The organism is Baekduia sp. (assembly GCF_035318805.1).
In the GTDB taxonomy this organism is placed as follows: domain Bacteria; phylum Actinomycetota; class Thermoleophilia; order Solirubrobacterales; family Solirubrobacteraceae; genus Baekduia.
The window spans coordinates 57,030-79,716 of record NZ_DATHDY010000030.1; the positions used below are offsets into that span (position 1 = coordinate 57,030).

A 22,687-nucleotide genomic window follows, 5' to 3' on the forward strand; every position below is an offset into this window, starting at 1 on the left:
ATGGTCGGCCCACGCGGCGGCAGCAAACCCGTGGAGCAAGGCGCCTACAGCGCGAACGCCTCCGGCACCGTCAGATCCTCGTACGCGCGGATGCAGTAGCGGTCGGTCATGCCGGCCAGGTAGTCGGTCACGCGCTGGGCGTGGTCGGCGCCCGCGACCCCGCCGCCGTCGGGCAGCTGCCCGGGCTCGGCGACGAAGTGCTCGAACAGCGTGCGCAGAACGTGCCCGATCTTGACGTGCTCGCGGCGCGCCGGCGGACCGAGGTAGACGTGCTCGAACATGAACGTCCGCAGCTCGTCCATCGCCGCGCCGGCGTCCTCGCCCTGGCGAATCGCGCCGGCGCTCTCGGAGTGCTCGACGAGGTCGTGCACGAGCGCGTCGATGCGCTGCGAGCCGGTGTCGCCCAGCACGGCGATCGGCTCCAGCGGCAGGTCCTCCTCGCGCAGCACGCCGGCCCGCACCGCGTCGTCGATGTCGTGGTTGAGGTACGCGACCCGATCGACGAGCCGGACGATCGCGCCCTCCAGCGTGCGCGGCGGCGCCGCCCTCCCGGAGTGGCCGAGGATCCCGTCGCGGACGTCGTCGCCGAGGTTGAGCCCGATCCCGTCGTTCTCCAGGACGTCGACGACCCGCAGCGAGTGCTCGTAGTGGCGAAACGTGCGGCCGAAGCGCTCCTGCAGGCAGCGGTCCAGCACCGCCTCGCCGATGTGGCCGAACGGCGGGTGGCCGAGGTCGTGGCCTAGCCCGATCGCCTCGGTCAGGTCCTCGTTGAGGCGCAGCGCCCGCGCGACCGTACGCGACACCTGGGTGACCTCGAGGGTGTGCGTCAGGCGCGTGCGGTAATGGTCGCCCTCGGGTGCCACGAAGACCTGTGTCTTGTGCTTGAGCCGGCGGAAGGCCTTGCTGTAGACGATGCGGTCGCGGTCGCGCTGCATCGGCGTGCGCAGGCCGCAGTCGGGCTCGTGGACGGCCCGGCGCGCCGGGTAGGAGCGCGCGGCAAGGGGCGACAGGTGCTGGTCCTCCCACGCCTGCTGCCGGGCGGCGAAGGCGGCGGCGACGGGGCCTGGTGCGGTGGCGACGTCCACACGACGATCGTCGCACACCGGCCGGGCCGTCCGGGGCCGTGTGCGTGACCCGTCGCAGGCTCCGGCGCCGTTCGTCACAGGTTCGTCACAGGGCCAGGCCCCACCACGAGGGAGCCATCTCGTCACGGGCGCGTCCTCGCGCAGGGTGCTCGCTAGGTTCACGACATGCTCGCACTGGTCGTCGCCGCCGATCCGCCGTACGCCACGCTGGCCGAGGCGCCCGATCCGCGGCCGCTGCCGTCGGAGGCGCTCGTGCGGGTCAGGGCGGTCTCGCTGAACCGCGGCGAGGTGCGGCACCTGGCCACCATGGATCCCGGGGCGATCACGGGCTGGGACCTGGCCGGCCAGGTGGAGCAGGCGGCCGCCGACGGCAGCGGGCCACCAGCGGGCGCGCGCGTGGTGGGGCTCAAACAGCCGGTGGGCGCGTGGGCCGAGCGGGCCGCGGTGCCCACCGAGCTTCTGGCCGAGCTGCCCGACGAGGTCACCTTCGAGCAGGCCGCCTGCCTGCCCGTGGCCGGGCTGACGAGCCTGCTGGCGTTGCAGATCTGCGGCTTCGTGCTCGGCCGGCGCGTGGCGATCACCGGCGCCTCGGGCGGCGTCGGCCGGATGGCGATCCAGCTCGCGCGCGACGGTGGCGCGCACGTCACCGCCATCGCCCGCCGCATGGAGGGTCTCGCGGAGCTGGGCGCCGACGAGGTCGCGCCGTTTCTCGCGCCCGAGGGCGAGGGCTTCGACGCGATCCTCGACGCGATCGGCGGCGACGTCCTGGGGGCGGCGATCCAGCGCGTCAACCCGGGCGGCACCGTCGTCAGCTACGGCTCCACCGTGCCCGAGCCCGTCACCTACCCCACGCGGGCGCTCTTCGGCGAGTCGCCGGGGGCCACGGTGCACGGGCTGTTCGTCTTCCCGGAGCTGCGCCGGCAGCAGTCCGGCTCGCGCGATCTCGCGCGGCTCGCCGAGCGCGTGGCCGCCGGCCGCCTGGACGTGCAGATCGATCTCGTCGCCTCATGGCGCGAGGCGGACCGCGTGCTGAAGGCCTTCCTCGACGGCGAGGTGTGTGGCAAGGCGGTGCTGAACGTGGACTGACGCCCCCGTCCCCTTGCCGCGCGCACGCCGCCGGAGCGCGCGGAGCGCGACGGGGTCCTCGTGGGTGCGCTGCTCGGTCCAGGGGTCGCCGTCGTTGTGGTAGCCGTTGCGCTCCCAGAAGCCCGGCTCGTCGTGGTCCAGCAGCTCGATCGACTGGACCCACTTCGCCGACTTCCACAGGTACCGCGACGGCACGACCAGCCGCGCCGGGCCGCCGTGCGCGGGGGCCAGTGGGGCGCCGTCGGCCTGGTGGACGATCAGCGCGTCGGCGGCGCGCAGCGCCTCCAGGGGCAAGTTGGTGGAGTAGCCGCCGTAGGCGTGGATCAGCGCATGCGTGGCGTTCGCGTGCGGCCGCGCCCGCTCAAGCAGCTCTCCGACGCGCACGCCGGTCAGGGCGGTGTCGAAGCGCGACCAGCGCGTCACGCAGTGCAGGTCGCTGACCTGCTGCACCTGCGGCAGCGCCTGCAGCTCGTCCCACCGCAGCGCGTAGGGCTCCTCCACCTCGCCATAGAAGGACAGCGACCACCTCGCCACGTCCACGTCGGGCGTCGGCCCGACCGTCAGCACCGGCCACTTCACGGTCGGCGACTGGCCGGGCGGCAGGCGCGCCGGGTCGATGCCGAGCTTGGTCGCGCGCTTGCGCCCGCGGGCGCCGAACACCGAGGACGTGAGCTTCATCGCGTCGCCAGGTCGGGGTCGACGTTGCGGACCGCGGCCTGCGCCGCCGCGACGCGCGCGACCGGGACGCGGTAGGGCGAGCACGACACGTAGTCCATCCCCGAGTGATGGAAGAAGTCGATGGAGTCGGGATCGCCGCCGTGCTCGCCGCAGACGCCGAGCTTGAGCTCGGGCTTGGTCTTGCGTCCCAGCCACGCGCCCATGCGCACGAGCTGACCGACGCCCGGCCCGTCGAGCGTCTCGAACGGCGAGCGGTCGAAGACCCGCATCTCGATGTACCGCGCGAGGATCCGCCCCTCGATGTCGTCGCGCGAGAACCCCAGCGCCGTCTGGGTGAGGTCGTTGGTCCCGAACGAGTAGAAGTCGGCCTCGTGGGCGATCTCGTCAGCGCGCAGGCACGCGCGCGGCAGCTCGATCATCGTGCCGATCGAGTAGTCCTCGCCGCGCGTCAGCGAGTGCCGGCCGGCCACGCGCTCGATCAGCTCCCGGAGCAGCGCGAGCTCGCGCCGGTAGTCCACCAGCGGCACCATGACCTCGACGTGCACGTCGACGTCGCGCCCGCGCGCGGCGACCAGCGCCCGGAAGATCGCCTCGATCTGCATCTCGTAGATCGCCGGGTAGAGGATGCCGAGGCGCACGCCGCGGGTGCCGAGCATCGGGTTGACCTCCTGCAGCGCGCGGACGCGCTCGAAGGTGTGCTCGAGCCGGCCGAGGTCGTCGGAGCGCTCGACGCGCGCGCGCTCCACCTGCGCCTCGACGTCGTGCAGCTTGGGCAGGAACTCGTGCAGCGGCGGATCGAGCAGGCGGATGGTCACCGGCAGCCCGTCCATCGCCTCGAAGATCCCCTCGAAGTCCGACTGCTGCGGGCCGAGCAGCTCGTCCAGCGCGGCGCGGCGCTGCTCGTCGTCGGAGGCGAGGATCACGTTGACCATCTTCTCGTGACGATCCTCGCCGAAGAACATGTGCTCGGTCCGGCACAGGCCGATGCCCTGCGCGCCGAACTCCCGCGCCTTGCGCGCGTCCTCGGGCGTGTCGGCGTTCGTCCGCACGTCCAGCCGCCGCAGCTCGTCGGCCCAGCCCAGCACCGTCCGGAACTCCGCGCTCATCTCCGGATCGATCAGCGGGACGTCGTCGGTCGTGATGCAGCCGGTGGTCCCGTCGATGGCGACCAGCTCGCCCTCGCGCAGCACGACCTGGCCGTCCAGCCGGACCTCGCCGGCCTTCACGTCGATCTCCAGCGACCCGGCGCCCGTCACGGCCGGCACGCCCATGCCCCGCGCGACGAGCGCCGCGTGCGAGGCCTTGCCGCCCTCGGAGGTCAGGACGCCCTTGGCGGCGTGGAAGCCCGCGACGTCCTCGGCCTCGGTGAACGGCCGCACGAGCACGACGTCGCGTCCGTCGGCTGCCGCGGCCACCGCGTCGTCGGCCAGGAAGACGATCTCGCCCTTGGCCGCCCCGGGTGACGCGGCCACGCCCTTGGCCAGCACGTTGAACTCGGCGCCCGGATCGAACGTCGGGTGCAGCAGCGCGTCGAGCTTCTCGGCCTCGATCGTGGCCAGCGCGGCGCCCTTGTCCAGCAGGCCCTCGCCCACCGCGTCGACCGCGAACCGCACCGCCGCCTGCGCCGGGCGCTTGGCGTTGCGCGTCTGCAGCATGTAGAGCCGGCTCTCCTCGACCGTGAACTCCGTGTCCTGCATGTCGCCGTAGTGCTGCTCCAGCGTCCGCAGGATGTCCATCAACTGCTTGTGGACCTCGGGCTGCCAGTCCTTCAGCTCGCGGATGTCGCGCGGCGTTCGCACGCCCGACACGACGTCCTCGCCCTGCGCGTTGGGCAGGAAGTCGCCCGACGGCTCGGGCTCGCCCGTGACCTCGTCGCGCGAGAACGCGACGCCCGACCCCGACGTGTCGCCCTTGTTGCCGAAGACCATCTGCTGGATGTTGACCGCCGTCCCCCACTCGTCGGGGATGTGGTTGATGCGCCGGTAGGAGACCGCGCGATCGCCCACCCACGAGTCGAACACCGCACGGATCGCGCCCTGCAGCTGCTCCTGCGGATCGGCGGGAAACTCGTAGAACCCCTTGAACGTCTGCGTCAGCTCGCGCAGCGCGTCGACGTCCAGCTCGGTGTCGTCGCGCACGCCGCGCTCCTTCTTGGCGGCCTTGATCGCGTCCTCGAAGCGCTCGCCCTCGATCCCCACGACCACGTTGCCGTACATCTGCACGAAGCGCCGGTAGGAGTCCCAGGCGAAGCGCTCGTTCCGGGTCTTGCGTGCGAGCCCTTCGACCGACTCGTCGTTGAGCCCGAGGTTCAAGACGGTGTCCAGCATGCCGGGCATCGACTCGCGCGCGCCGGACCGCACCGAGACCAGCAGCGGATCGTCGCTGTCGCCCAGCGCCTTGCCCGCGTGCTCCTCGAGCCGCGCCAGCGCGGTCGCCACCTGCTCGTCGAGCCCCTCCGGGAACGCCTGCTCGGCATTCATGTAGGCCACGCACGCCTCGGTCGTGATCGTGAATCCCGCGGGCACGCGGTCCGCGCCGAGCACCCGCGTCATCTCCGCGACGTTGGCCCCCTTCCCGCCCAGGAGATCGCGCATCTCGCGGGAGCCCTCGGCGAACTCGTAGACCCACTTGTCGGACGTTCCGTCGGCGCTGCCCATGGCGCCAGACCCTATCCGCGCGACGCAGCGCGCAAACGGACGTGGGCGTGGTGCTCGACCGTCTCGGCGATCGCACGCTCCGCCTGGCGCAGGGCACGGGGCGACCCGGCGGGCGCCTCGGCCAGCGGGCGGGCCAGCGCGTCGGTCATGAACGCGTGCGCCTCCTCGGCCAGCGCGAAGCCGCCGGCCTCGCACGCCGGGCAGACCACGCCGCCCGCGGCGCCGCTGAAGCCGACGAGGTGCTCGCGCTCGCCGCACGCCGCGCAGGCCGCCAGCTGGGGCGCGAACCCGGCGGCCACGAGCAGCTTGAGCCGGAACGCGAGCTGGTTGGCGAGGTCGGCGTGGCGCGCGTCGGCCTCCAGCAGCGCGAGCTCGTTGCACAGCAGGTGGAAGACCGGCGGCTGGGCCTCGGCCTCGCCGAACAGGCGGTTGACGGCGTCGCAGGCGCGCGCGGCCGCGTCGAGCGTCGGGCCGCCGTCGCGTAGGCGCGGGTGGGCGTCGATCGTCTCCGCGCTCGTGACCGTGAGGAGGTCCGAGCGCCCCTCGTGCAGGACGAGGCGCAGCCGGAAGAACGGCTCCAGGCGCCCGCCGAAGCGGCTGCGCGTCTTGCGCACGCCCTTGGCGATCGCGGAGATCCGGCCGCGCTCGGGGGTGTAGAGGTGGAGGATCCGGTCGGCCTCGCCGAACCGCATCGAGCGCAGCACGACGGCCTCGGTCTTCAGCGGTCCGGACATGGTCCTGCCTCGGCGGGCGGTCGCAGAACCGTCGCTATCCTTGCTGAAGTAATGGCCAACGTCACCGTCTACACCACCGACCCGTGCTCGTTCTGCGTCCGGGTCAAGCAGCTGCTGAACGCTCGCCGGGTCGAGTTCGACGAGATCAACCTCGCACGCGATCCGGACGGCCGCGCGGAGCTGCTGCAGCGCACCGGCATGATGAGCTTCCCCCAGGTGCTCATCAACGACGAGCTGGTGGGAGGCTTCCAGGAGACGCTGGCCGCGGATCAGTCAGGGCGACTGGCTGAGCTGCTGAAGGCCGCCGCCTGACCCGCGGCCGGGGCTGGCAGGACTCGCACACGTACGTCCCGCGCCCGGCCGCGACGAGCTTGATCACCGCCGTGCCGCAGGTGTGGCACGGCTCCCCGCGGCGAAGGTGCACCAGGAACTCGTTCTGGAACGAGCCCTGCACGCCGTCGGGGTGGCGGAAGTCGTCGATCGTCGATCCGCCGGCGTCGATGCCCGCCACCAGCGTCACGCGCACCGCGTCCGCCAGCGCCTCGCACTGCGCGCCGGTCAGCTTCCCGGCCGGGCGCAGCGGATGGATCCGCGCCCGGAACAGCGCCTCGTCGGCGTAGATGTTGCCCACGCCGGCGATGTGGCGCTGGTCCAGCAGGAAGGCCTTGATCGGTGCGCGCCGGCCGCGGGCCAGCGCGCGCAGCCGCGTGCCGGTCAGCTCGGGACCCAGCGGCTCGATGCCCAGCCGCCCGGCGAAGAACGCGTCCAGCGCGTCGGAGCCCAGCACCAGCTCGCCGGTGCCGAACCGGCGCGGATCGCAGAACCGCAGCGCCCGGCCGTCGTCGAGCGTGAAGATCACGCGCTGGTAGGGCGTCTCCGGCGCGCAGTCCAGCAGCAGCGTGCCGGTCATGCGCAGGTGGACGAGCAGGAAGACCTCGTCCTCGAGCTCGAAGACGAAGTACTTGCCCCGGCGGCTCACCCGTTCGATGCGCCGCCCCTCCAGCGCGCCGCTGAGGTCCTCCGCGCCGACCGGCGAGCACCACCGCGCGTCGCGGATCTCCAGGCGCTGCAGGGTCCGCCCCTCGAGGTGGGGCGCCAGCTGGCGGCGGATCGTCTCGACTTCGGGCAGCTCGGGCATCGCTGCCTTCAGGGTACGCGGCGCCGACCCCCTAGACCGGCGGGACCTCGCTGAACGCGTCAGCGGTGCTGAACCCGTCGCCGGTGATCGGCACGCCCGGGAGCTCGGCGACCTCGCGGCCCGTCAGCCACCGCAGGACCGTCGCGCCGACGTCGGCCATCGGGCCGTCGTGGCGGTGGCTGTCGCCGTCCTCGTAGACCGCCAGCAGCGGGACGTGCTCGCGGGTGTGGTCGTTGTGGTCGGTGTCGGGATCGACGCCGTGGTCGGCGGTGAGGATCAGCAGGTCGTCGGGCCCCAGCAGGCGCACCCACATGCCGACCGCCTCGTCGATCTCGCGCAGCGCGGCGTGGAAGCCCTCGACGTCCTTGCGGTGGCCGTAGAGCTGGTCGGTCTCGACCAGGTTGACGAAGATCAGCCCGCGCTCGAGCGTGCGCAGCAGCTCGGTGGTCGCCTGGAGCGCCTGTGCGTTGGTCTTGCCGGCGTGGGCGACGTCGATGGACCGGCCCGCGAAGAGGTCGTGCACCTTGCCCACCGAGTGCACGGGGACCTTGTCGTCGTGCAGCTCGTCGAGGTAGGTGCGCGACGGCGGGTCGACCGAGAAGTCCTTGCGCCCGGTCGTGCGCGTAAACGCGCCGGGCACGCCGGTGAACGGCCGGGCGATGACCCGGCCGACCGCGTGCTCACCGGTCATGACCGTGCGGATCTTCGCGCAGACCGCGTGCAGCCCGGGCTCGGGCAGGACGTCGTCGTGCGCGGCGATCTGCAGGACCGAGTCGGCCGAGGTGTAGAGGATCAGCTCGCCGGTCTGCAGGTGGTGCTCGCCGTAGTCGTCGATCACCGCCGTGCCGCTGTATGGCTTGTTGCAGCAGAACGTGTGACCGCTGACGGCCTTGATGCGCTCCACGACTTCGGGCGGGAAGCCGTCGGGATAGGTCGGCAGCGGCGCGGGCGTCACCGCGCCCATCAGCTCCCAGTGGCCGGTCGTCGAGTCCTTGCCGGGCCCGAGCGGGTGCAGGCGCCCGTGCACCGCGGGGGCCGAGGACGGCGGCACGCCGAGGATCGCGGTGATGTTGCCCAGGCCCAGGTGTCCGAGGTTCGGCACCTTCAGCCCGCCGACAGCCTGGGCGACGTGCGGCAGCGTGTCGGCGCCGGCGTCCCCGTAGTCCGCCGCGTCGGGCAGGGCGCCCACCCCGCAGGCGTCCAGGACGACGACGAGGGCGCGACCCTTCACGACCTCGGCTTGGTCACGTGCAGCGACCGCAGCAGCGGACGGAACACCTCGGCATCGGTCTTGCGGAAGCTGTCGGCGTCGGCGTAGGCGTCGATGACGATCTCCGCTCCGTTGGCGTAGATGTGCGTGGAGCGGATCGTGCGCGGCTGGCCGGCGATGTGCTGGCGGGCGCGGATCTGGACGGCAGGCTTGCCCGCGATGGTGGTCGGGGCGGTCTTGATCTGCTCGAAGGTGACGTCGCGCTTGCGGGCGGCCTTCAGCAAGGCGTCGCGCGCGGCCTTCAGCTCGGCCTGGCTCTTGGGGAGCTTCTGGGTGCGGGGATAGCGCCACACGGCGACGGTCGCCTGGCCGGCCTGCGCCGTGGCGACGAGAGCGCCCTTGCCCGAGTCGACGGTCCACCCTGTCGGCGCCGTGAAGCTGATGCCCTGCGCCGGGTAGGCTCCGCCCGGCACCTGGACGGCGGCGGTCGTCGTGGACGTCGGCGAGTCGCTGCCGCAGCCGGCGACGGCCAGCGCGGCCACAGCCGCAGCGGTGAGTGCGAAGGAGGCGGGTCGACGCATGGACCGGTCATCGTGACACGGACCGGCGCCGGAATGGACGTTCATCCGCGTCCGCCGGCACGCGGGTGGGGGCCCATCCGCGAGCGCGTCGGTCATGCCGCCGAGCCCCCCGCGCGCGGATGGGCGCTGAAGTACACGTCCTTCAGGCGCTCGGCCGAGAGATGCGTGTAGATCTGCGTCGTGGCGATGTCCGCGTGGCCGAGCATCTCCTGCACGGCGCGCAGGTCGCAGCCGCCGGCCAGCAGATGGGTGGCGAAGGTGTGGCGCAGCGTGTGGGGGCTCATCCGATCCTGCAGCCCGACCGACCGGGCATGGCGCTGGACGATCTTGTAGAGGCCCTGACGGGTGAGGCCCGTGCCGCGGCGGTTGACGAACAGGTGGCGGTCGTCGGTCGCGGCGGTCAGCGCCGGCCGGCCCCGCTGCAGGTAGAGCGTGACGGCGGCGACCGCCTCACGGCCGACGGGCACCAGACGCTCCTTGGAGCCCTTGCCGCGAGCGCGCAGGACGCCGGCCTCGAGGTCGAGGTCGCCGACCTCGAGGTCGATCGCCTCGCTGGCGCGCAGTCCGCAGGCATACATGAGCTCCAGCAGCGCGCGGTCGCGCTGCGCCGCGGGCTCGGTGCCCTTCGGCGCGCGCAGGAGCCGGTCCACGTCGCCGCGCGAGAGGACCTTCGGCAGCTTCTGGCTCTTGCGCGGCGCCCGGAGGTCGGCGGTCGGGTCGTGGCCGATGAGCGACTCGCGGCGCAGGTGGCGGTAGAACGAGCGCAGGCACGCGGCCTTGCGCTGCAGCGTGGCGGGCCGGGCCGCGGGCCGGGTCTCCGAGCCGGCGGCCAGCGCGTCGAGGAACCCGGCGAGGTCGCTGTGCTGGGCCTCGAGCACGTCGGTGCGGGTGGCGCGCAGGTGCTGGCCGAACTGCAGCAGGTCGCTGCGGTAGGCCTCGAGGGTGTTGCGAGACAGCCCACGCTCGAACTCGAGGTAGGCGAGGAAGTCGAGCACGTGGAGCTCGAGAGCCCGGGTGTCGGGCGCTGCCGGGGCGACGGCCATGGTGGTCACTGGTTCGGGGCCGACCGGCCAGCTCCTCGCGATGCAAGGAACCTGCCGGCCGGCCGCCGAGCGCTGCTAGCCGGTTGACAACGCGGGAGGAGGAACCCACGCTGACACGGATGCCAGAACGGACCGGCTGCTGTGTCGTCGGTGGCGGCCCCGCCGGGCTGATGCTCGCGGTCGTGCTGGCCCGCGGCGGCGTTGCGGTGACGGTTCTGGAGAAGCACGACGACTTCCTGCGCGACTTCCGGGGCGACACGGTGCACGCCTCGACCCTGACGCTGCTCGACGAGCTCGGACTCGGCGAGCGGTTCTCGGCGATGCCGCAGCGCGTGGTGCAACACCTGCCGCTCCCGCTCCAGGCGGGCACGAGCTTCGTGGTCGATCTCGGCCTGCTGCCCGGGCCGCACAAGCACATCGTGATGGTGCCGCAGTGGGAGTTCCTGGAACTGCTCGCCGATGCCGGTCGCCAAGAGCCGTCCTTCACGCTGCGCAGGGGCGTCGAGGTCACCGGGCTGCTGCGCGAGCACGGGCGGGTGGTCGGCGTGCGGTACCTCGACGCCGACGGCAGCGACGGGGAGCTGCGCGCAGCCTTGACGGTCGCGTGCGACGGCCGGACGTCTGCCGTACGAGGCGCCAGCGGGCTGCGCGTGCGCGAGTTCGGGGTGCCGATGGACATCTGGTGGTTCCGCGTACCCCGCCGCGGGGCCGACCTCCAGGGCCTCGACGTGCGGGTGGACGACGCGGCACTGCTCGTCATGATCGACCGTGGCGGCTACTTCCAGGTCGGCTACCAGATCCGCAAGGGCAGCGACGCCCGGCTGCGCGCGGAAGGCATCGAGGCGTTCCGCAGGCGCATCGCGGCGCTCGCTCCGGAGCTCGCCGACCGGCTCGGCGCGGTGCGCGGCTGGGACGACGTCAAGCTGCTTGCCGTGCGCCTCGATCGGATGCCGCGCTGGTTCGACCCTGGCCTGCTGTGCATCGGAGACGCGGCCCACGCGATGTCCCCGGTCGGCGGGGTGGGGATCAATCTCGCCATCCAGGACGCCGTCGCCGCCGCACGGTACCTCGCCGCGCCGGTAGGCCGTGGCGAGGTGCGTTTGGGCGACCTGGCGCGCGTGCAGGTGCGCCGGTGGGCGCCGACGTTCGTCACGCAATCGCTGCAGCGCCTTGCCCACCGGCTTGTCTTCCAGCCGGTCCTCTCGGGACCGCTCGGCCAGGGCGACGGCGGCCCGCACAGGCCGTCGCGGCTCACTCGGCTGCTGCGGCGGTTCCCGCGACTCCAGGCGATCCCCGCCTACATCGTCGCGATCGGCGCGCTCCCCGAGCACGCCCCGTCGTTCGCGCGCCGATCGTCGAGCGAGTAGGCGACGCACGCCTCGATCTGTCGAGCGCTGCTACTGCAGGAAGCCGGCGAGGTCGGTGGTGGCGGGCAGGCCCTTGACCTTCTTGGCGGCCTTCGCCGAGACGCGGTACTCGATCGCGCCCTGGGAGATCCGCAGCACGTGGTTGCGGGAGGTCAGCGTGTAGTCGGCGCTGCGGCCGTCCTTGGTCAACCGGAACGTGCCGGAGCACGTGCGCTGCTGGTTGACCTTCTTGACCGGCGGGCACGTGACCTTGATCTTCGATGCCGTCGCGCCGCCGGGCGTGAGGCGCGCGACGTCGCGGATGCCCTTGCGCATCGCGGCGTCGGCCTGGGGGTTCTTGATCGCGGCGCCGGCGGTGGCCGCGGGCGTGGCGGCGACGGCGACCGCGAGCAGGGCGAGGGGGAGGACGTTCGAGCGGGTCATGCTCGTTCAACGGCGGGCCGGGCCGAAGGTCACACCCTCGCGGGCAAGTGTGGTGGTAGCCGTACCTGCCGCTACACGGGGCTGACGGCCGGGCTGGGAACGACAGGCCCAGGCCCGAACGTCGCGGCGTTCCCGCTCGCCGATGATCCACCGCCCGCTTCCGAGGGCCACTGTCCCGTCGCCCTCCCGCTTAGGAATACAACGCAATGGGTCAGCGCGCAATCGCACTCGCCGAACTCGCCCGCCGGGTCGCCGCACCGGTGAGCCGTCACCCCCGCAGGCGATAGGCCGACGCCTCAGCCGCGTCGGCCGCCTGCGCCGCCGCCGCGGCCCGGGCCGCCCGCGGGTCGTCGGGCTCGAGCGCTCGGTTGACGCGGACGAGCGTCGCCGCCGTGCGCGCGCCGGCGGCGGCGAGCGTGACGGCGACCAGCACGTCGGGCCGCTGGTCGCGCTCGCTGTGAGGCACGACCTCGAGCGCCACGTCGGCGATGTCGCGTGCCACCTCGGCGATCGCCAGCGGGACGTCCGCCGCGCGCAGAAGCGTCTGGGTCATCCGCTGACCGGTGTCGTGGGCGGGAAGCGGCACGGCCCCGGGCCCGGTCGGACCGCCGCGCGCCGACGCGTTGGGGTGGGTCCGCACCAATGCGGCCCGCGCTTCCCGGAACGCGTCGACGTCGAGGTCGATCAGCGCCTCGGCCTGCGCCCGCAGGGACTCCGCGCCGGCGATCGCGCCTCCGGACTCGACCCAGGATGTGCGCGTCGCGCGCGCGACCTTCGCGGTCAGCGCCGCCGCCATAGCGACGGTGATCGCCGCAGCGGGGCCCGCCGCGGCGGTCTCATGGGACGACGCGAGCGCCGCCGTGACGTCGCACAGCGAGCGATGCGCAAGGCGTCGATTCGCTCGGGCATGCTCGGGATCGCCCACACCAGCAGTCGTACCCGCTTATCGCGCGACGCGTTCGATCTCGGCCTCAACCCGCCGCGTCGAGATGACGTCGCCCTTGGAGCGGAACAGCTCTCGGGCGCAGCACAGCGTGTCGCGCGCGTCGCGCGCTCGTCCCATGAGCTCCAGGATCTCGGCCAAGTCCACGTTGAGGTAGGCGCGCAGATGGATGTCGTCGGTGGCGCCGGAGAGCTCGAGCGTCTGCCGCATGAGCACCTCGGCGTGGTCGAGGTCACCGGCGCGGGCGCGGACCTTGGCGTCCACGGCGCGCCAGCGCATCTGGGCGTCGACGTCGTCGGCGGGGGACAGATCGCGTGCCCGGAGCGCGATCTCGCCGGCCTCGTCGTACCGGCCCTGCCGGTAGACCGCCTCCGCCAAAGCCCCAAGCCGCGTGACGAGGAAGCTGCCCTCGCCCATCCGCTCCAGGGTCGCGCAGGCGTCGCGCAGATCCGCCTCGGCGCGTTCCGGCACCCCGGCGAGCATCTCGACGACGAAGGCTTCCTGGGAGGCGCCGGCGGCAGCGAGCGTCATGCCCATCTCAGCGGCCATGGCGCGCCCGCGAGCCAGGAGCGCCCGGGCCTGCGGCACGTCGCCGCCCATCGCGCGCATCGGCGCCTGCTCGATGATGCCGAAGGCCTGAAGGCGCCGGTCATCCGGGTGCTCGCGCATCACGCCCTCGCAGCGGCGAATGCCCTCACGAGCCGGAGGCGCGCCGATCCAGGCGCTGATCATCAGCCAGGTCAGCGCCTCGGATTCCAGACGCCGGTCGCCGGCCGCCCGTGCATGTCGCGCCGCCTCGCGCCAGGCGGGGTCCGCCTGGGCAGCGCTGCCCCGCTGGAAGCGACACGTGGCCAGCACATGCCACGCGCGTCCGAGCCCGGTCTCATCACCCAAGGACGCGAGCTCCTCGACGGCCTGCTCGGCCACACCGATGACATCCTCGACCAGCGCGGCCTGCCAGAGGTCCAGCTCGGCGCGGCCGACACGCGCGCGCCACGCGATCCCGCGCTGCCCACGCGCCGCGGCGAGAACGACCGCCTCGTCGAGGACTCGGCGGGCGGCGCCGAACTCGCCCACCTCGACCAGCGCCTTGCCGAGATCAGGCAACAGCGCCACGCGCGCGACCGACGTCGGGTCCATGAGGCCGGCCGCGCGGGTGAGGAGCTTGGCGGCGGCGGTCATGTCGCCGCGGCTCAGTGCACGGCCGCCGGCGCGCTGCAGAAGGGCCGCCGCCCGCGCCGCGAGCCGGTCCTCGTCGGGTCCGAGCGGCCGCAGCTCGGCGCGCAGCTCGTGGGCGCGCTGGAGATGGTGGGCGATGATCTCCTCCGACTGGCCTTGGCTGGTCGTGTCCTCGTCCTCGAGCCAGTCGGCGAAGCGCTCGTGCAGTTGGGCGCGGACGTCCTTGAGGATCCCCGAGTAGGCGGCATCACGGATGAGCAGGTGCCCGAACCGGAACGCCGGGTTCCCGCCGGGATGCGAGAGCGCGATGCAGATCAGATCCTTGTCGGTGAGGCCGGCCAGCCCCCGGTCGACCGCACCGCGCAGCTCGGCCGGGCACAGCTCGACCAGCGGCGTCCGCCAGAACTCCTCGCCGATGACGGACGCGCGTTCGACGATCGCCCGCTCGGATCCCGGCAGGCGATCCAGCCGGGCCGCCAGGACCGCATGGACCGTCGGCGGCAAGGCGATCTGCGTCAGCTCGCCCATCGGCTCGCCGCCCCGGAGGGCTCCGTCGTCGATCAGCGTGCGGACGAGCTCTTGGGCGAACAGCGGGTTCCCGCCCGACACCGCGACCACGCGATCCACCAAGGTGGGCGGGAGCGACGAGGCCCCGAGCGTCGCGAGCGCGACCTTCGACGTGGACTCCGTGTCGAGCGGATCCAGCTCGATCACCGTCGCGGGTCCGCCGGCCCCCACGAGCTCGGGCCGTGCCGCGCGCAGGTCGGGACGGGCCAGGCACACGAGCACCGTGGGCGCTTCCCGCACGGCGCCTGCCATCACCTCCAGCCCTTCGTGGAACGCGGTCTCGGCCCAGTGGACGTCGTCGAAGACCACGAGCGTCGGCCGGCGCCGCCCGAGCGCGGCCAGCAGTCGGCCGACCGCCCAGAAGGTCTCAGCGGGCGAGCGTGAAGGCTCGTCGATCCCGAGCAGCCCTCCGACGTGACCCGCGACGAGACGGCCGTCGCGTTCGCCGGCGACCACCTCCGAGATCTTCGCTCGGATGACGGCATCGTCGTCGGCATCGTCGACCCCGGCCGCATCGCGCACCACCTCCACGACCGGCCAGAAGGTCAGGCCTTCGCCATACGGCAGGCAGCGCCCGCGCGTCACGCGAGCATCGGGGCGCACCCGCTCCACGAGCGCCTCGACCAGACGCGACTTGCCGACGCCGGCATGGCCGAGGACGACCACCAGCGGCGACCCTGGACGCTCGCCGGCTTGCGCGAAGATGCTGAGCAGTCGGTCGAGCTCCCGCTCTCGTCCGACCAGTGGCGGCCCGGCGCCTGGCGCTTCCGCGGCTGGCAGGCCGGCCAGACGCCACGCCGGCATGGGCTCGAGCTTGCCCTTCAGCCGCAGCGGTGCGATGTCCTCCACCGCGACCCGATCGCCGAGCAGTCGTCGCGCTCCGGGACCGAGGAGGATGACGCCGGCGCCTGCGGCCTGTTGCATGCGGGCAGCCACGTTGACGACGTCGCCGTGGACGAAGTGCTCTCCGCCGGCGCCGTCGCCGGCCACGACCTCGCCGGCTTCGATCCCGATGCGGTGCGCCAGCTCCAGGCCGTATGACGTCAGCAGCTCATCGTTGACCGAGCGGAGGGCAGCGCACATGTCGGTGGCGGCGCGGGCCGCGCGCAAGGCGTGGTCCTCGTGCACCACCGGCACGCCGAACACCGCCATCACCGCGTCGCCGATGAACTTCTCGACGGTTCCGCCGTGGCGTTCCAAGGCGGTGCGCATGGCCGCGAAGTAGCGGCTCATGACCTTGCGCACCGACTCCGCGTCCAGGCGCGCGGCCAGCGCCGTCGAGTCGACGAGGTCGCAGAACAGGACGGTGACAGGCTTGCGCAGCTCCTCCTGCCTGCGCGTCACCGGCTCCAGCGCCGACCCGCAGTACGGACAGAAGCGGGCGCCCGACGGGGCGCGCTCACCGCACCGCAGGCAGTGGGCTGACATCGTCTCGCTCCCTCAGATCCCGTGAGATCAACCGGCCCTGGGCCGTGGCCACCAGTCTAGGGGCGGGACCGCTGCGGCCGTCAGCGCCCCCCGCCACCGCGGACGATCGCGGCAGCGTTCAAGACCACCGTGCGGCCGCGCTCGAGACGGACCAGGCCACGGGCCTCGCATTCGCGCAGGACGCGGTTGACGGTCGCGCGCGACGTGCCGGCCAGGCCGGCGATGTCCTCCTGGGTCAGCGGGATCGCGACCTCGCCGTCGCGGCCCTCGCCGTACAGCGCGGCGAGCTCGGCGACGCGCCGCAACACGCGGCGGTCGGCCGGCACGTAGAGCGCGTCGACCAGCTGCGCCGACAGCGCGTCGAGCCGCGTCGCCAACGCCCGAACCAGCACGTCGAGCGCCTGCGGGTGCCGGCGCTGCAACGCCGCGAAGTCGACCTGGTGCAGCGACCGCGTCTCGCCTGGCTCCAAAGCCAGCACGGTGGCCGTCCGCCGGCCTTCCTCCGTCAGGAGCGCCACCTCGCCGAACGTCTGACCCGGTGACAGTAGCGCGAGCGTCGCCGTGTCGCCCAGCGGCGTGACGATCCGTACCGCGAACCGACCACGGACGATGAGGTGCATCGTGTCGGCCGGGTCGTCGCGATGGAAGACGACCTCGTTGCGCGCGAACGTCCGGCGCCGCGCGACCATGAGCAGCTCGCGTCGCTCATCCACGCTCAGACCGCTCAGCAGGTTCCACTCCATGACCGGCCGCGACGATCTCAGACTCGCCCGGACGCCGCAACGCATCGCGAGATCGGGCGTCCGGTACCCGAACGCCCGTGCGCCTCCGTGTGTGACGGCGGTGACACTGCCGGTGTCGCGAGGCAGCACGACCGCGGACACGAGGTCGCCGAACGTGTGGACATCGCCTTTCCAACCGGGCCCAGCGCCCAAGGAGACACCATGTCGCACAACATCACGAAGTTGCTCGTCGCCACCGTGGCCGCCGCCTCCGTCGCAACGTCCCCGGTCGCCGCGAGCCAGGTGGCGGAACGGGCGCCCGGAGCCGGAGTCGCGGCGTCGACCACGCACCTCGCCGCGATCGGGCACGCGGCGACGCGCGGTAGCGCAGTCCACAAACGCCACCGCACCCGGTGTCCGAAGGGCAAGAAGCGAGTGGGCCGTCACTGTCGGCCTCTGACCCAGCGCAAGCCCGCCTCCGCGCCGCCTGCCGTGCCGCCCGCCGCGGCCGACAAGCCGGTGCCGCAGGCGCCCGCGAGCGCGCCTTCCGGGGACGCCCCGAAGGTGCAGGCCGCAGTCCAGGGCAGTCCGTGGACGGACCTCGGAATCATCAGCACGCCCCTGGACAACACGACGTCGTGCTTCTCGTCGCCGACGGCTTCTGGCGACGGCGTCACCAACAACGCCAACGGCGGCTACGTCGTCGCGAACTTCCCCAACGTCGGCGGCCTCTACGTCCAGCCGTGGCTCTACATCTACCACGGGCGCACCCAAACCGATGAGTGGGTGCCCATGGCGGGTGGGTCGAGGTGGATCGGGCCGCTGGTCCAGCGCGACTACCAGGCGCCCGCGGCGACGACCGACTGGACCATCTCCCCCGGCCAGGACGCGTACATCAAGGTGCTCTGGCAGATCGCGGACCCGTCCGTCATGACGATGGCCGCTGGGTGGGCGCCGAGCTACCGCGAAGGCGGCTTCACCGGCTACACCGACTGGTGCTACTACCCATAGGTTGCCGGCGTCGTTCGCCGGAGGGGCGCGGTCGACGTACCGCACCGGGGGCGGGACCGCTGACGGTCGCGCCCCTTCGGCGCGGTCGGCCAGGTCACCAAGGGGCCGCGCTCCACACCCTCCCTGGCTACTTCCCCCGGAAAAACTCGTGATGTGAATCGGGGTCTGTCCGGCCGGTTTGACAGTGTTTGGCCTGCAAATCGGTGGTTTGGAGGATGGATGCTACGACTTGTTGGGCCTCAGGCGGAGTGCCTGTTTGACGTTGGGTTGCCGATCGAGGTGCGCGAGCTGCCCGAGGATCTGGCGGCGCTGGACGTGCTGCTGGACGATCGCGCGTTGCTGGCGCCGATCTGGGAGGCGTGGGCGCTGTCGGCGCGCTGCCAGGGGCGGCCGTCGATCGCGATGGACCGCTATGTGCGGTTGATGGTGATCAAGATGCGGACCGGCTGGGGCTACGAGACGCTGGTGCGCGAGGTCAGCGACTCGATTCATCTGCGGCGCTTTTGCCGGATCGCGCTGACTGAGCGCGTGCCGGATGAGTCGACGGTGCGCAAGCTGACGCGCCGCCTGGGGCCCGATGTTGTGGATGAGATCACGCGGGCGGTGATCGACAAGGCCACGCGCGAGCGGCGTTTCATCGCGCGGGCGCTGCGGATCGACTCGACCGTGGTGGAGTCCGACATCCGCTACCCCAACGACGCCGCGCTGGCGGCCGACGCCACGCGCGTGCTCGCGCGCGAGGCGCGCAAGGTCAAGGCGCTGGCCGGCAAGGGCGCGCGCGGGGTGCGTGACCGCTCGCGGTCTGCGGGCCAGAAGCTGCGCGCGATCAGCCGCACCGTCGCGCGCCGCACCGGGCAGGCCAAGAGCACGGTGCTGCGGTTGACCGGTGAGGCCGGGCAACTGGTGCAGCGGTCGGTCGACGAGGCGCGCAAGCTCGCCCAGCAGTTGCGCCAGCGCGCGCGCGGGCGCGGCGCCAAGGCCAAGCAGCGCGCCGCCGATCGCCTCGACGGGCTGGCCGATCGCGCTGAGAAGGTCGCGCGGCAGATCACTCAGCGCCTGGCTGGCGAGAAGATCACCGACCGCCTGGTCTCGATGGCCGATCCCGACGCGCGTCCGATCCGCAAGGGCAAGCTGCGCTCGCCGACCGAGTTCGGCTACGTCTTCCAACTGGCCGAAGTCACCGAGAACACCAGACGCGGCGCGCGCGGTCTGATCCTGCCGGCACCCACCAGGATCGGCTCACCCAACGAGTCTGACCTGCTGGGCGCCACCGCCGCCGAGTTGCGAAGAGCCGGACTGAACCCGCGCGACGTCGCGTTAGACGGTGGCTTTGCACCAGGTCCCGTTGCCGAGCACCTGCCCGACGCCAGCAAGGTCTTTATCGCCGGGCGCCAGAGCGCCGGCACTGCGCACGCCGACCGGCGCCTGGCGCGCTACCGCGTCGGCGCCGAAGGCCGCATCAGCCACCTCAAACGCGGCTACGGCATGCGCCGCACCCGACTCAGAGGACAGCCCGGAGCACGAACGTCGGTCGGCTGGTCGATCCTGACCTACAACCTCGACACCCTCGCCATCCGACTCGCCTGACAGCATCCGATCCGCACCGGGACCCATCCAAACCGGAGCCGATTTGCAGGCGGCCGCCCCACCCGGGGCGGCCGTTTTCGTTCCTCACCCCGGCGCTTCCGCAGCAGCGTTTTTCCGGGGCAAGTAGCTAGAACCCCACGTCGCCGATCGTCTGGACCTTGGTGTGGCCGTCGCGGAAGCGCGCGATCACGCGGACCTGCCCGGTCGGGAACGAGCCGTCGTAGACCGCGAGGATCGCGTGAGCCGGGCCGCCGGGGATGAGCGTCCGCACGTCGCGCGGCGTCTCCAGGGTCACGGAGACCACGTCTGGCGCGACGCGGCCGTTGTAGATCATCAGGCCGGGCTGGGTGCGCCGCGCGATGCGGCCGGTGCCGCCGCTGTCGCCGCCCTCCTCGGCCAGGTCTCCCCCGCCGGTCGAGTAGCCCAGCAGCACCGGTACGCGGCGAAACAGCTTCGCCTCGTCACCTCTCGAGCAGCCCGAGCCGCCGCCGATCTGCAGCTCCGACAGCGTGTCGCGCCGGTAGTCGACCCCGCCGACGCGCTCGCCGACGATGCGCCCGCCGGTGCCCAGGCACCAGCCGCCGTCGGCCGAGCGGCCCGCGACCAGCCCGAACGGAAGGCCCCCGTTGGGATCCGGCGCGCGGGCCGCCAGCTCGGGCTGTCCGGTCCCCGGCTTCGCCGTCGGGTCCGCGCCGTGGAACACCGAGGGCGCGCCGGGGCGCACGACGGGCAGGCGCACGGTGCGGCCGGGGTACGCGACGCTCCCGGTGATCCGGTGCTGGTCGAGCTCCGGCCCGGCGACCGCCAGGAACGCGCGATGGGCGGTGGGCGCCGGTGCGACGGTGCGGTCGCCGAGCTTCAGCGTGACGTCCCGGGCGGCGCTGCCGGCCACGCCCCAGACCAGGGTCGACTTCACGCGCGCCGCGGGCGCCGAGGGCTCGGTGATCGTCGAGAGGGTCTCGAACTGCGGGGAGCGGCGCAGGTCGGCGGCGCGCGAGCCGCACCAGGTCCCGGTGCCCGGCGACGTGACCCGCAGCGGGCGGAACGTGCCCTCCGCGTCGAGCCAGCCGAACTGCCCGCGGTGGAGCCGGCCGAGCTGCGCGCACAGGTTGTGGCCGATCACCGGGTCGACGCCGTGACGCCGGCTCGCGGGCTTGACCACGCGCGCCGCGCGGAACACGCGCACCGCCCACTCCGGCCCGCCGAGCGGATCGGCGGCCCGGGCCTCGACGCGGGGCGTGCCCTCGAGCCGCAGCTCGACGTCGGCGCGCGTCGGCCACGCCGGGGCGGTGCGCACGACGCCGGCGGGACCCGCGGCCGCGGGTGGGGCCACCGCGGTCGTGGTCGCGACGTGCTCGCCGGCGCTCGTGCGCGGGATCGCGAACGCCGCGACCGTGCCGAGCAGCAGGCCGAGCAGCGCGCCGAGCAGGATGAGCGGGCGGACGGTCACGGCTTCCTCCCGGCCGGCGGCACGGGCCGCGGGCGGTCGCGGCTGGCGAGCTTGTGGTGCACCAGGCCGGTGCTCCCGTGGGCGACGACGGTCCGGCCGCTCTTGAGCCGCAGCCGCACGGTGATCGAGGCGAGATCGACCTTCGGGTCCAGCACGGAGAGGAACACGCGGCTGGGCGGGATCGTCAGCCGCCGCGGCCGTCCGGTGCCGACCTGGACCGACACCGCGGCGACGTCCTCGCCGGCGCCGCCCCAGACGGCGGTGCGCGCGGGATGCCGACCCCAGTTGCCCTCGCCCTGCAGCTCGAAGGGCCGGCCGCCGGTGCCCGGCCGGATCTTGCGCACCGCGAAGTACCAGCCGCGTCGGTGGCGCCCCTCGCCCAGGTCGCCGCAGCCCGTCGGGCTCTGGGGCCCGCCGGCCACCTGGCGCGCCCAGCGGAAGGCGGTGCATGAGCGCCGGTCACCCGAGACCATGTAGGCGGTGGTGCGCCACGCCGGCCCGCCGAGCGGGTCGGGAACCACGAAGGCGCTGCGGCCGAAGTCGTGGACCTCGTGACGCCCCGAGGCGAACGTCAGCGTCGCGCGGATCGCGTTGTCCTCCGGGTAGCCGCGCAGGACCGTGGCGAACACGCCGTCGCGCACCGGCGCGCGCACGGAGCGCCCGAGCGTCTCGACGTCGACGCGGCGCAGGTCGCTCCCGCCGAACCCACTGACGACCGTGCGCACGTCGGCGCGCTGCTTGGCGTCGAACACCCGCGCGCCGACCAGCGAGGCGGCGCCCCTGCGCTCCGACCCGCACGAGTCGCTCACGCCGTCGGCGATCGTGCGGAACCGGCCGTCGAGGCCGACGAGCCCGAACTGCCCGTCGACGACCTGGCCGACCGTGCTGCAGAGCAGGCCCGTCTCGCTGCGCGCGACGCGGACCGTCCACGGCGGGATCCCCGCGGCGGGATCGGCGGCGCGCAGCTCGCTGACGCGCGAGGTGTTCGGCACCGGCGTCTGCTCGGGCGGCACGGCGTCGGGAGCGGGGATCGCGCTGCCCCGCAGCGCCAGCAGCGTTCCGGCGGCGGCCGTTCCCGCGGTCGGCACGAGGATCGCGGCCGCGACGAGCAGCGTGCGCAGCGGCGGCCGGCGCCGCGGGACGCGCGTGGTGCCGCGCCCCGCTGCGCCCGCCGCCGCCCGCCGCCGCGCGGCCTCGACCAGATCGCGCTCCAGGCCGTCGATGAAGTCGCTCACTGCGAGTCCGCCTCCATTCGCGTCCGCAGCCCCGAGAGCCCGCGGCTCACGCGCTGGCGCACGACGGCCTCGGAGACCTGCAGGTCGGCGGCGATGTCGCCGTAGTCGCGTTCGTGGACGATCCGCGCCAGGACCGCGTCGCGCTGCTCGGGCGGGAGGTCGGCCACGAGCGCATCCGCGCTCAGGCCCCGCGAGAGGTCGACGAGCTCCTCGATGCGCTCCAGGTCGCGGTCGGTCAGCGCCCGCGGCGGCATCCCCAACCGCGTGCGGGCGCGATCCTCGACCTGGCCGCGCCGGACGCTGTCGACCAGCCGCGAGCCCGCCATCGCCAGCAGCCATGCGCGCGCCGGAGCGCGCCGCGGGTCGTAGCGGTCGGCGTCCTCCAGGGCGGTGGCGAAGACCTCGGCGCACAGGTCGGCGGCCAGCTCCGGCCGCCGTGTACGCGAGAGCAGGTAGGCGAGCACGGCCCGGACGTGGCGCCGGTAGAACAGGCCGAACGCCTCGGGATCGCGCGCGGTGGCGGCCAGCAGCGCGGCGTCGGTGGGCTCGTCGGGGGCCACACC

At 73.3% G+C, this 22,687-nt stretch carries 20 protein-coding genes; 5 read left to right on the forward strand and 15 right to left on the reverse strand.

Annotated elements, in window-relative coordinates:
• Positions 1-44: 44 nt before the first annotated feature.
• Complete coding sequence (locus VK501_RS07670; protein WP_324336278.1) at positions 45-1,085, reverse strand: deoxyguanosinetriphosphate triphosphohydrolase; 1,041 nt, start codon at positions 1,083-1,085, stop codon at positions 45-47.
• A 165-nt stretch (positions 1,086-1,250) separates the two neighbouring features.
• Here VK501_RS07670 and VK501_RS07675 point away from each other — a divergent pair, with 165 nt between their 5' ends.
• Positions 1,251-2,171 carry a zinc-binding dehydrogenase gene (locus VK501_RS07675; protein WP_324336280.1) on the forward strand — a complete coding sequence of 307 codons (921 nt, stop codon included), beginning with the start codon at positions 1,251-1,253 and terminating at the stop codon, positions 2,169-2,171.
• Here the strand turns inward: VK501_RS07675 and VK501_RS07680 are convergent.
• Genes VK501_RS07680 through recO form a run of 3 tightly spaced genes read right to left on the reverse strand, consistent with a single transcriptional unit; the run spans position 2,091 to position 6,240 of the window.
• Positions 2,091-2,849 (reverse strand): sulfite oxidase-like oxidoreductase, encoded by a 759-nt coding sequence (locus tag VK501_RS07680; RefSeq protein ID WP_324336281.1) that lies wholly within the window; start codon positions 2,847-2,849, stop codon positions 2,091-2,093. The genes VK501_RS07675 and VK501_RS07680 overlap by 81 nt on opposite strands.
• Complete coding sequence (gene ppdK, locus VK501_RS07685; RefSeq protein ID WP_324336283.1) at positions 2,846-5,506, reverse strand: pyruvate, phosphate dikinase; 2,661 nt, start codon at positions 5,504-5,506, stop codon at positions 2,846-2,848. The genes VK501_RS07680 and ppdK overlap by 4 nt, the downstream gene beginning before the upstream one ends.
• 11 nt (positions 5,507-5,517) lie before the next feature.
• Positions 5,518-6,240 carry a DNA repair protein RecO gene (gene recO, locus VK501_RS07690; protein ID WP_324336285.1) on the reverse strand — a complete coding sequence of 241 codons (723 nt, stop codon included), beginning with the start codon at positions 6,238-6,240 and terminating at the stop codon, positions 5,518-5,520.
• 51 nt (positions 6,241-6,291) lie between these two features.
• Here recO and VK501_RS07695 point away from each other — a divergent pair, with 51 nt between their 5' ends.
• On the forward strand, positions 6,292-6,552 hold the full coding sequence (locus VK501_RS07695) for a glutaredoxin domain-containing protein (RefSeq protein ID WP_324336287.1): 261 nt from the start codon (positions 6,292-6,294) through the stop codon (positions 6,550-6,552).
• Here VK501_RS07695 and mutM read toward each other — a convergent pair.
• The 4 genes from mutM to xerD form a co-directional block, all read right to left on the reverse strand.
• Positions 6,464-7,378 (reverse strand): bifunctional DNA-formamidopyrimidine glycosylase/DNA-(apurinic or apyrimidinic site) lyase, encoded by a 915-nt coding sequence (gene mutM / locus VK501_RS07700; RefSeq protein WP_324336289.1) that lies wholly within the window; start codon positions 7,376-7,378, stop codon positions 6,464-6,466. The two genes, VK501_RS07695 and mutM, sit on opposite strands and share 89 nt — an antisense overlap.
• 31 nt (positions 7,379-7,409) lie before the next feature.
• Positions 7,410-8,609 (reverse strand): phosphopentomutase, encoded by a 1,200-nt coding sequence (locus tag VK501_RS07705; RefSeq protein WP_324336291.1) that lies wholly within the window; start codon positions 8,607-8,609, stop codon positions 7,410-7,412.
• Positions 8,606-9,169, reverse strand: coding sequence for a hypothetical protein (locus tag VK501_RS07710; protein WP_324336292.1), 564 nt, complete (start codon positions 9,167-9,169; stop codon positions 8,606-8,608). Before VK501_RS07710 ends, VK501_RS07705 begins: the two co-directional genes overlap by 4 nt.
• 92 nt (positions 9,170-9,261) lie before the next feature.
• Positions 9,262-10,212: a site-specific tyrosine recombinase XerD gene (gene xerD / locus VK501_RS07715; protein ID WP_324336295.1), complete on the reverse strand. Its 951-nt coding sequence runs from the start codon at positions 10,210-10,212 to the stop codon at positions 9,262-9,264.
• A 119-nt stretch (positions 10,213-10,331) separates the two neighbouring features.
• Between xerD and VK501_RS07720 the strand changes: the two genes are divergently transcribed.
• On the forward strand, positions 10,332-11,579 hold the full coding sequence (locus tag VK501_RS07720) for an FAD-dependent oxidoreductase (RefSeq protein WP_324336297.1): 1,248 nt from the start codon (positions 10,332-10,334) through the stop codon (positions 11,577-11,579).
• Positions 11,580-11,609: 30 nt separating this feature from the next.
• Here VK501_RS07720 and VK501_RS07725 read toward each other — a convergent pair whose 3' ends face one another.
• The 4 genes from VK501_RS07725 to VK501_RS07740 form a co-directional block, all read right to left on the reverse strand.
• Positions 11,610-12,002, reverse strand: a complete 393-nt coding sequence (locus tag VK501_RS07725) for a hypothetical protein (RefSeq protein ID WP_324336299.1) — start codon at positions 12,000-12,002, stop codon at positions 11,610-11,612.
• A gap of 268 nt (positions 12,003-12,270) precedes the next feature.
• Complete coding sequence (locus VK501_RS07730) at positions 12,271-12,927, reverse strand: cyclodeaminase/cyclohydrolase family protein (protein ID WP_324336301.1); 657 nt, start codon at positions 12,925-12,927, stop codon at positions 12,271-12,273.
• A gap of 18 nt (positions 12,928-12,945) precedes the next feature.
• On the reverse strand, positions 12,946-16,119 hold the full coding sequence (locus tag VK501_RS07735; RefSeq protein ID WP_324336303.1) for an ATP-binding protein: 3,174 nt from the start codon (positions 16,117-16,119) through the stop codon (positions 12,946-12,948).
• 80 nt (positions 16,120-16,199) lie between these two features.
• Positions 16,200-16,832 carry a Crp/Fnr family transcriptional regulator gene (locus tag VK501_RS07740; RefSeq protein WP_324336305.1) on the reverse strand — a complete coding sequence of 211 codons (633 nt, stop codon included), beginning with the start codon at positions 16,830-16,832 and terminating at the stop codon, positions 16,200-16,202.
• 501 nt (positions 16,833-17,333) lie between these two features.
• On the opposite strand from VK501_RS07740, the gene VK501_RS07745 reads away from it, so the two are divergent.
• Positions 17,334-17,852 carry a hypothetical protein gene (locus VK501_RS07745; RefSeq protein WP_324336306.1) on the forward strand — a complete coding sequence of 173 codons (519 nt, stop codon included), beginning with the start codon at positions 17,334-17,336 and terminating at the stop codon, positions 17,850-17,852.
• 267 nt (positions 17,853-18,119) lie between these two features.
• Positions 18,120-19,439, forward strand: a complete 1,320-nt coding sequence (locus tag VK501_RS07750) for a transposase (RefSeq protein ID WP_324336308.1) — start codon at positions 18,120-18,122, stop codon at positions 19,437-19,439.
• A gap of 127 nt (positions 19,440-19,566) precedes the next feature.
• Here the strand turns inward: VK501_RS07750 and VK501_RS07755 are convergent, their stop codons facing one another.
• Genes VK501_RS07755 through VK501_RS07765 form a run of 3 tightly spaced genes read right to left on the reverse strand, consistent with a single transcriptional unit; the run spans position 19,567 to position 22,684 of the window.
• Complete coding sequence (locus tag VK501_RS07755; RefSeq protein WP_324336310.1) at positions 19,567-20,889, reverse strand: hypothetical protein; 1,323 nt, start codon at positions 20,887-20,889, stop codon at positions 19,567-19,569.
• Positions 20,886-22,124, reverse strand: a complete 1,239-nt coding sequence (locus tag VK501_RS07760) for a hypothetical protein (RefSeq protein ID WP_324336312.1) — start codon at positions 22,122-22,124, stop codon at positions 20,886-20,888. The genes VK501_RS07755 and VK501_RS07760 overlap by 4 nt, the downstream gene beginning before the upstream one ends.
• A complete protein-coding gene (locus VK501_RS07765; RefSeq protein WP_324336314.1) occupies positions 22,121-22,684 on the reverse strand; it encodes a sigma-70 family RNA polymerase sigma factor in 564 nt (187 codons plus the stop codon). The genes VK501_RS07760 and VK501_RS07765 overlap by 4 nt, the downstream gene beginning before the upstream one ends.
• Positions 22,685-22,687: the final 3 nt, after the last annotated feature.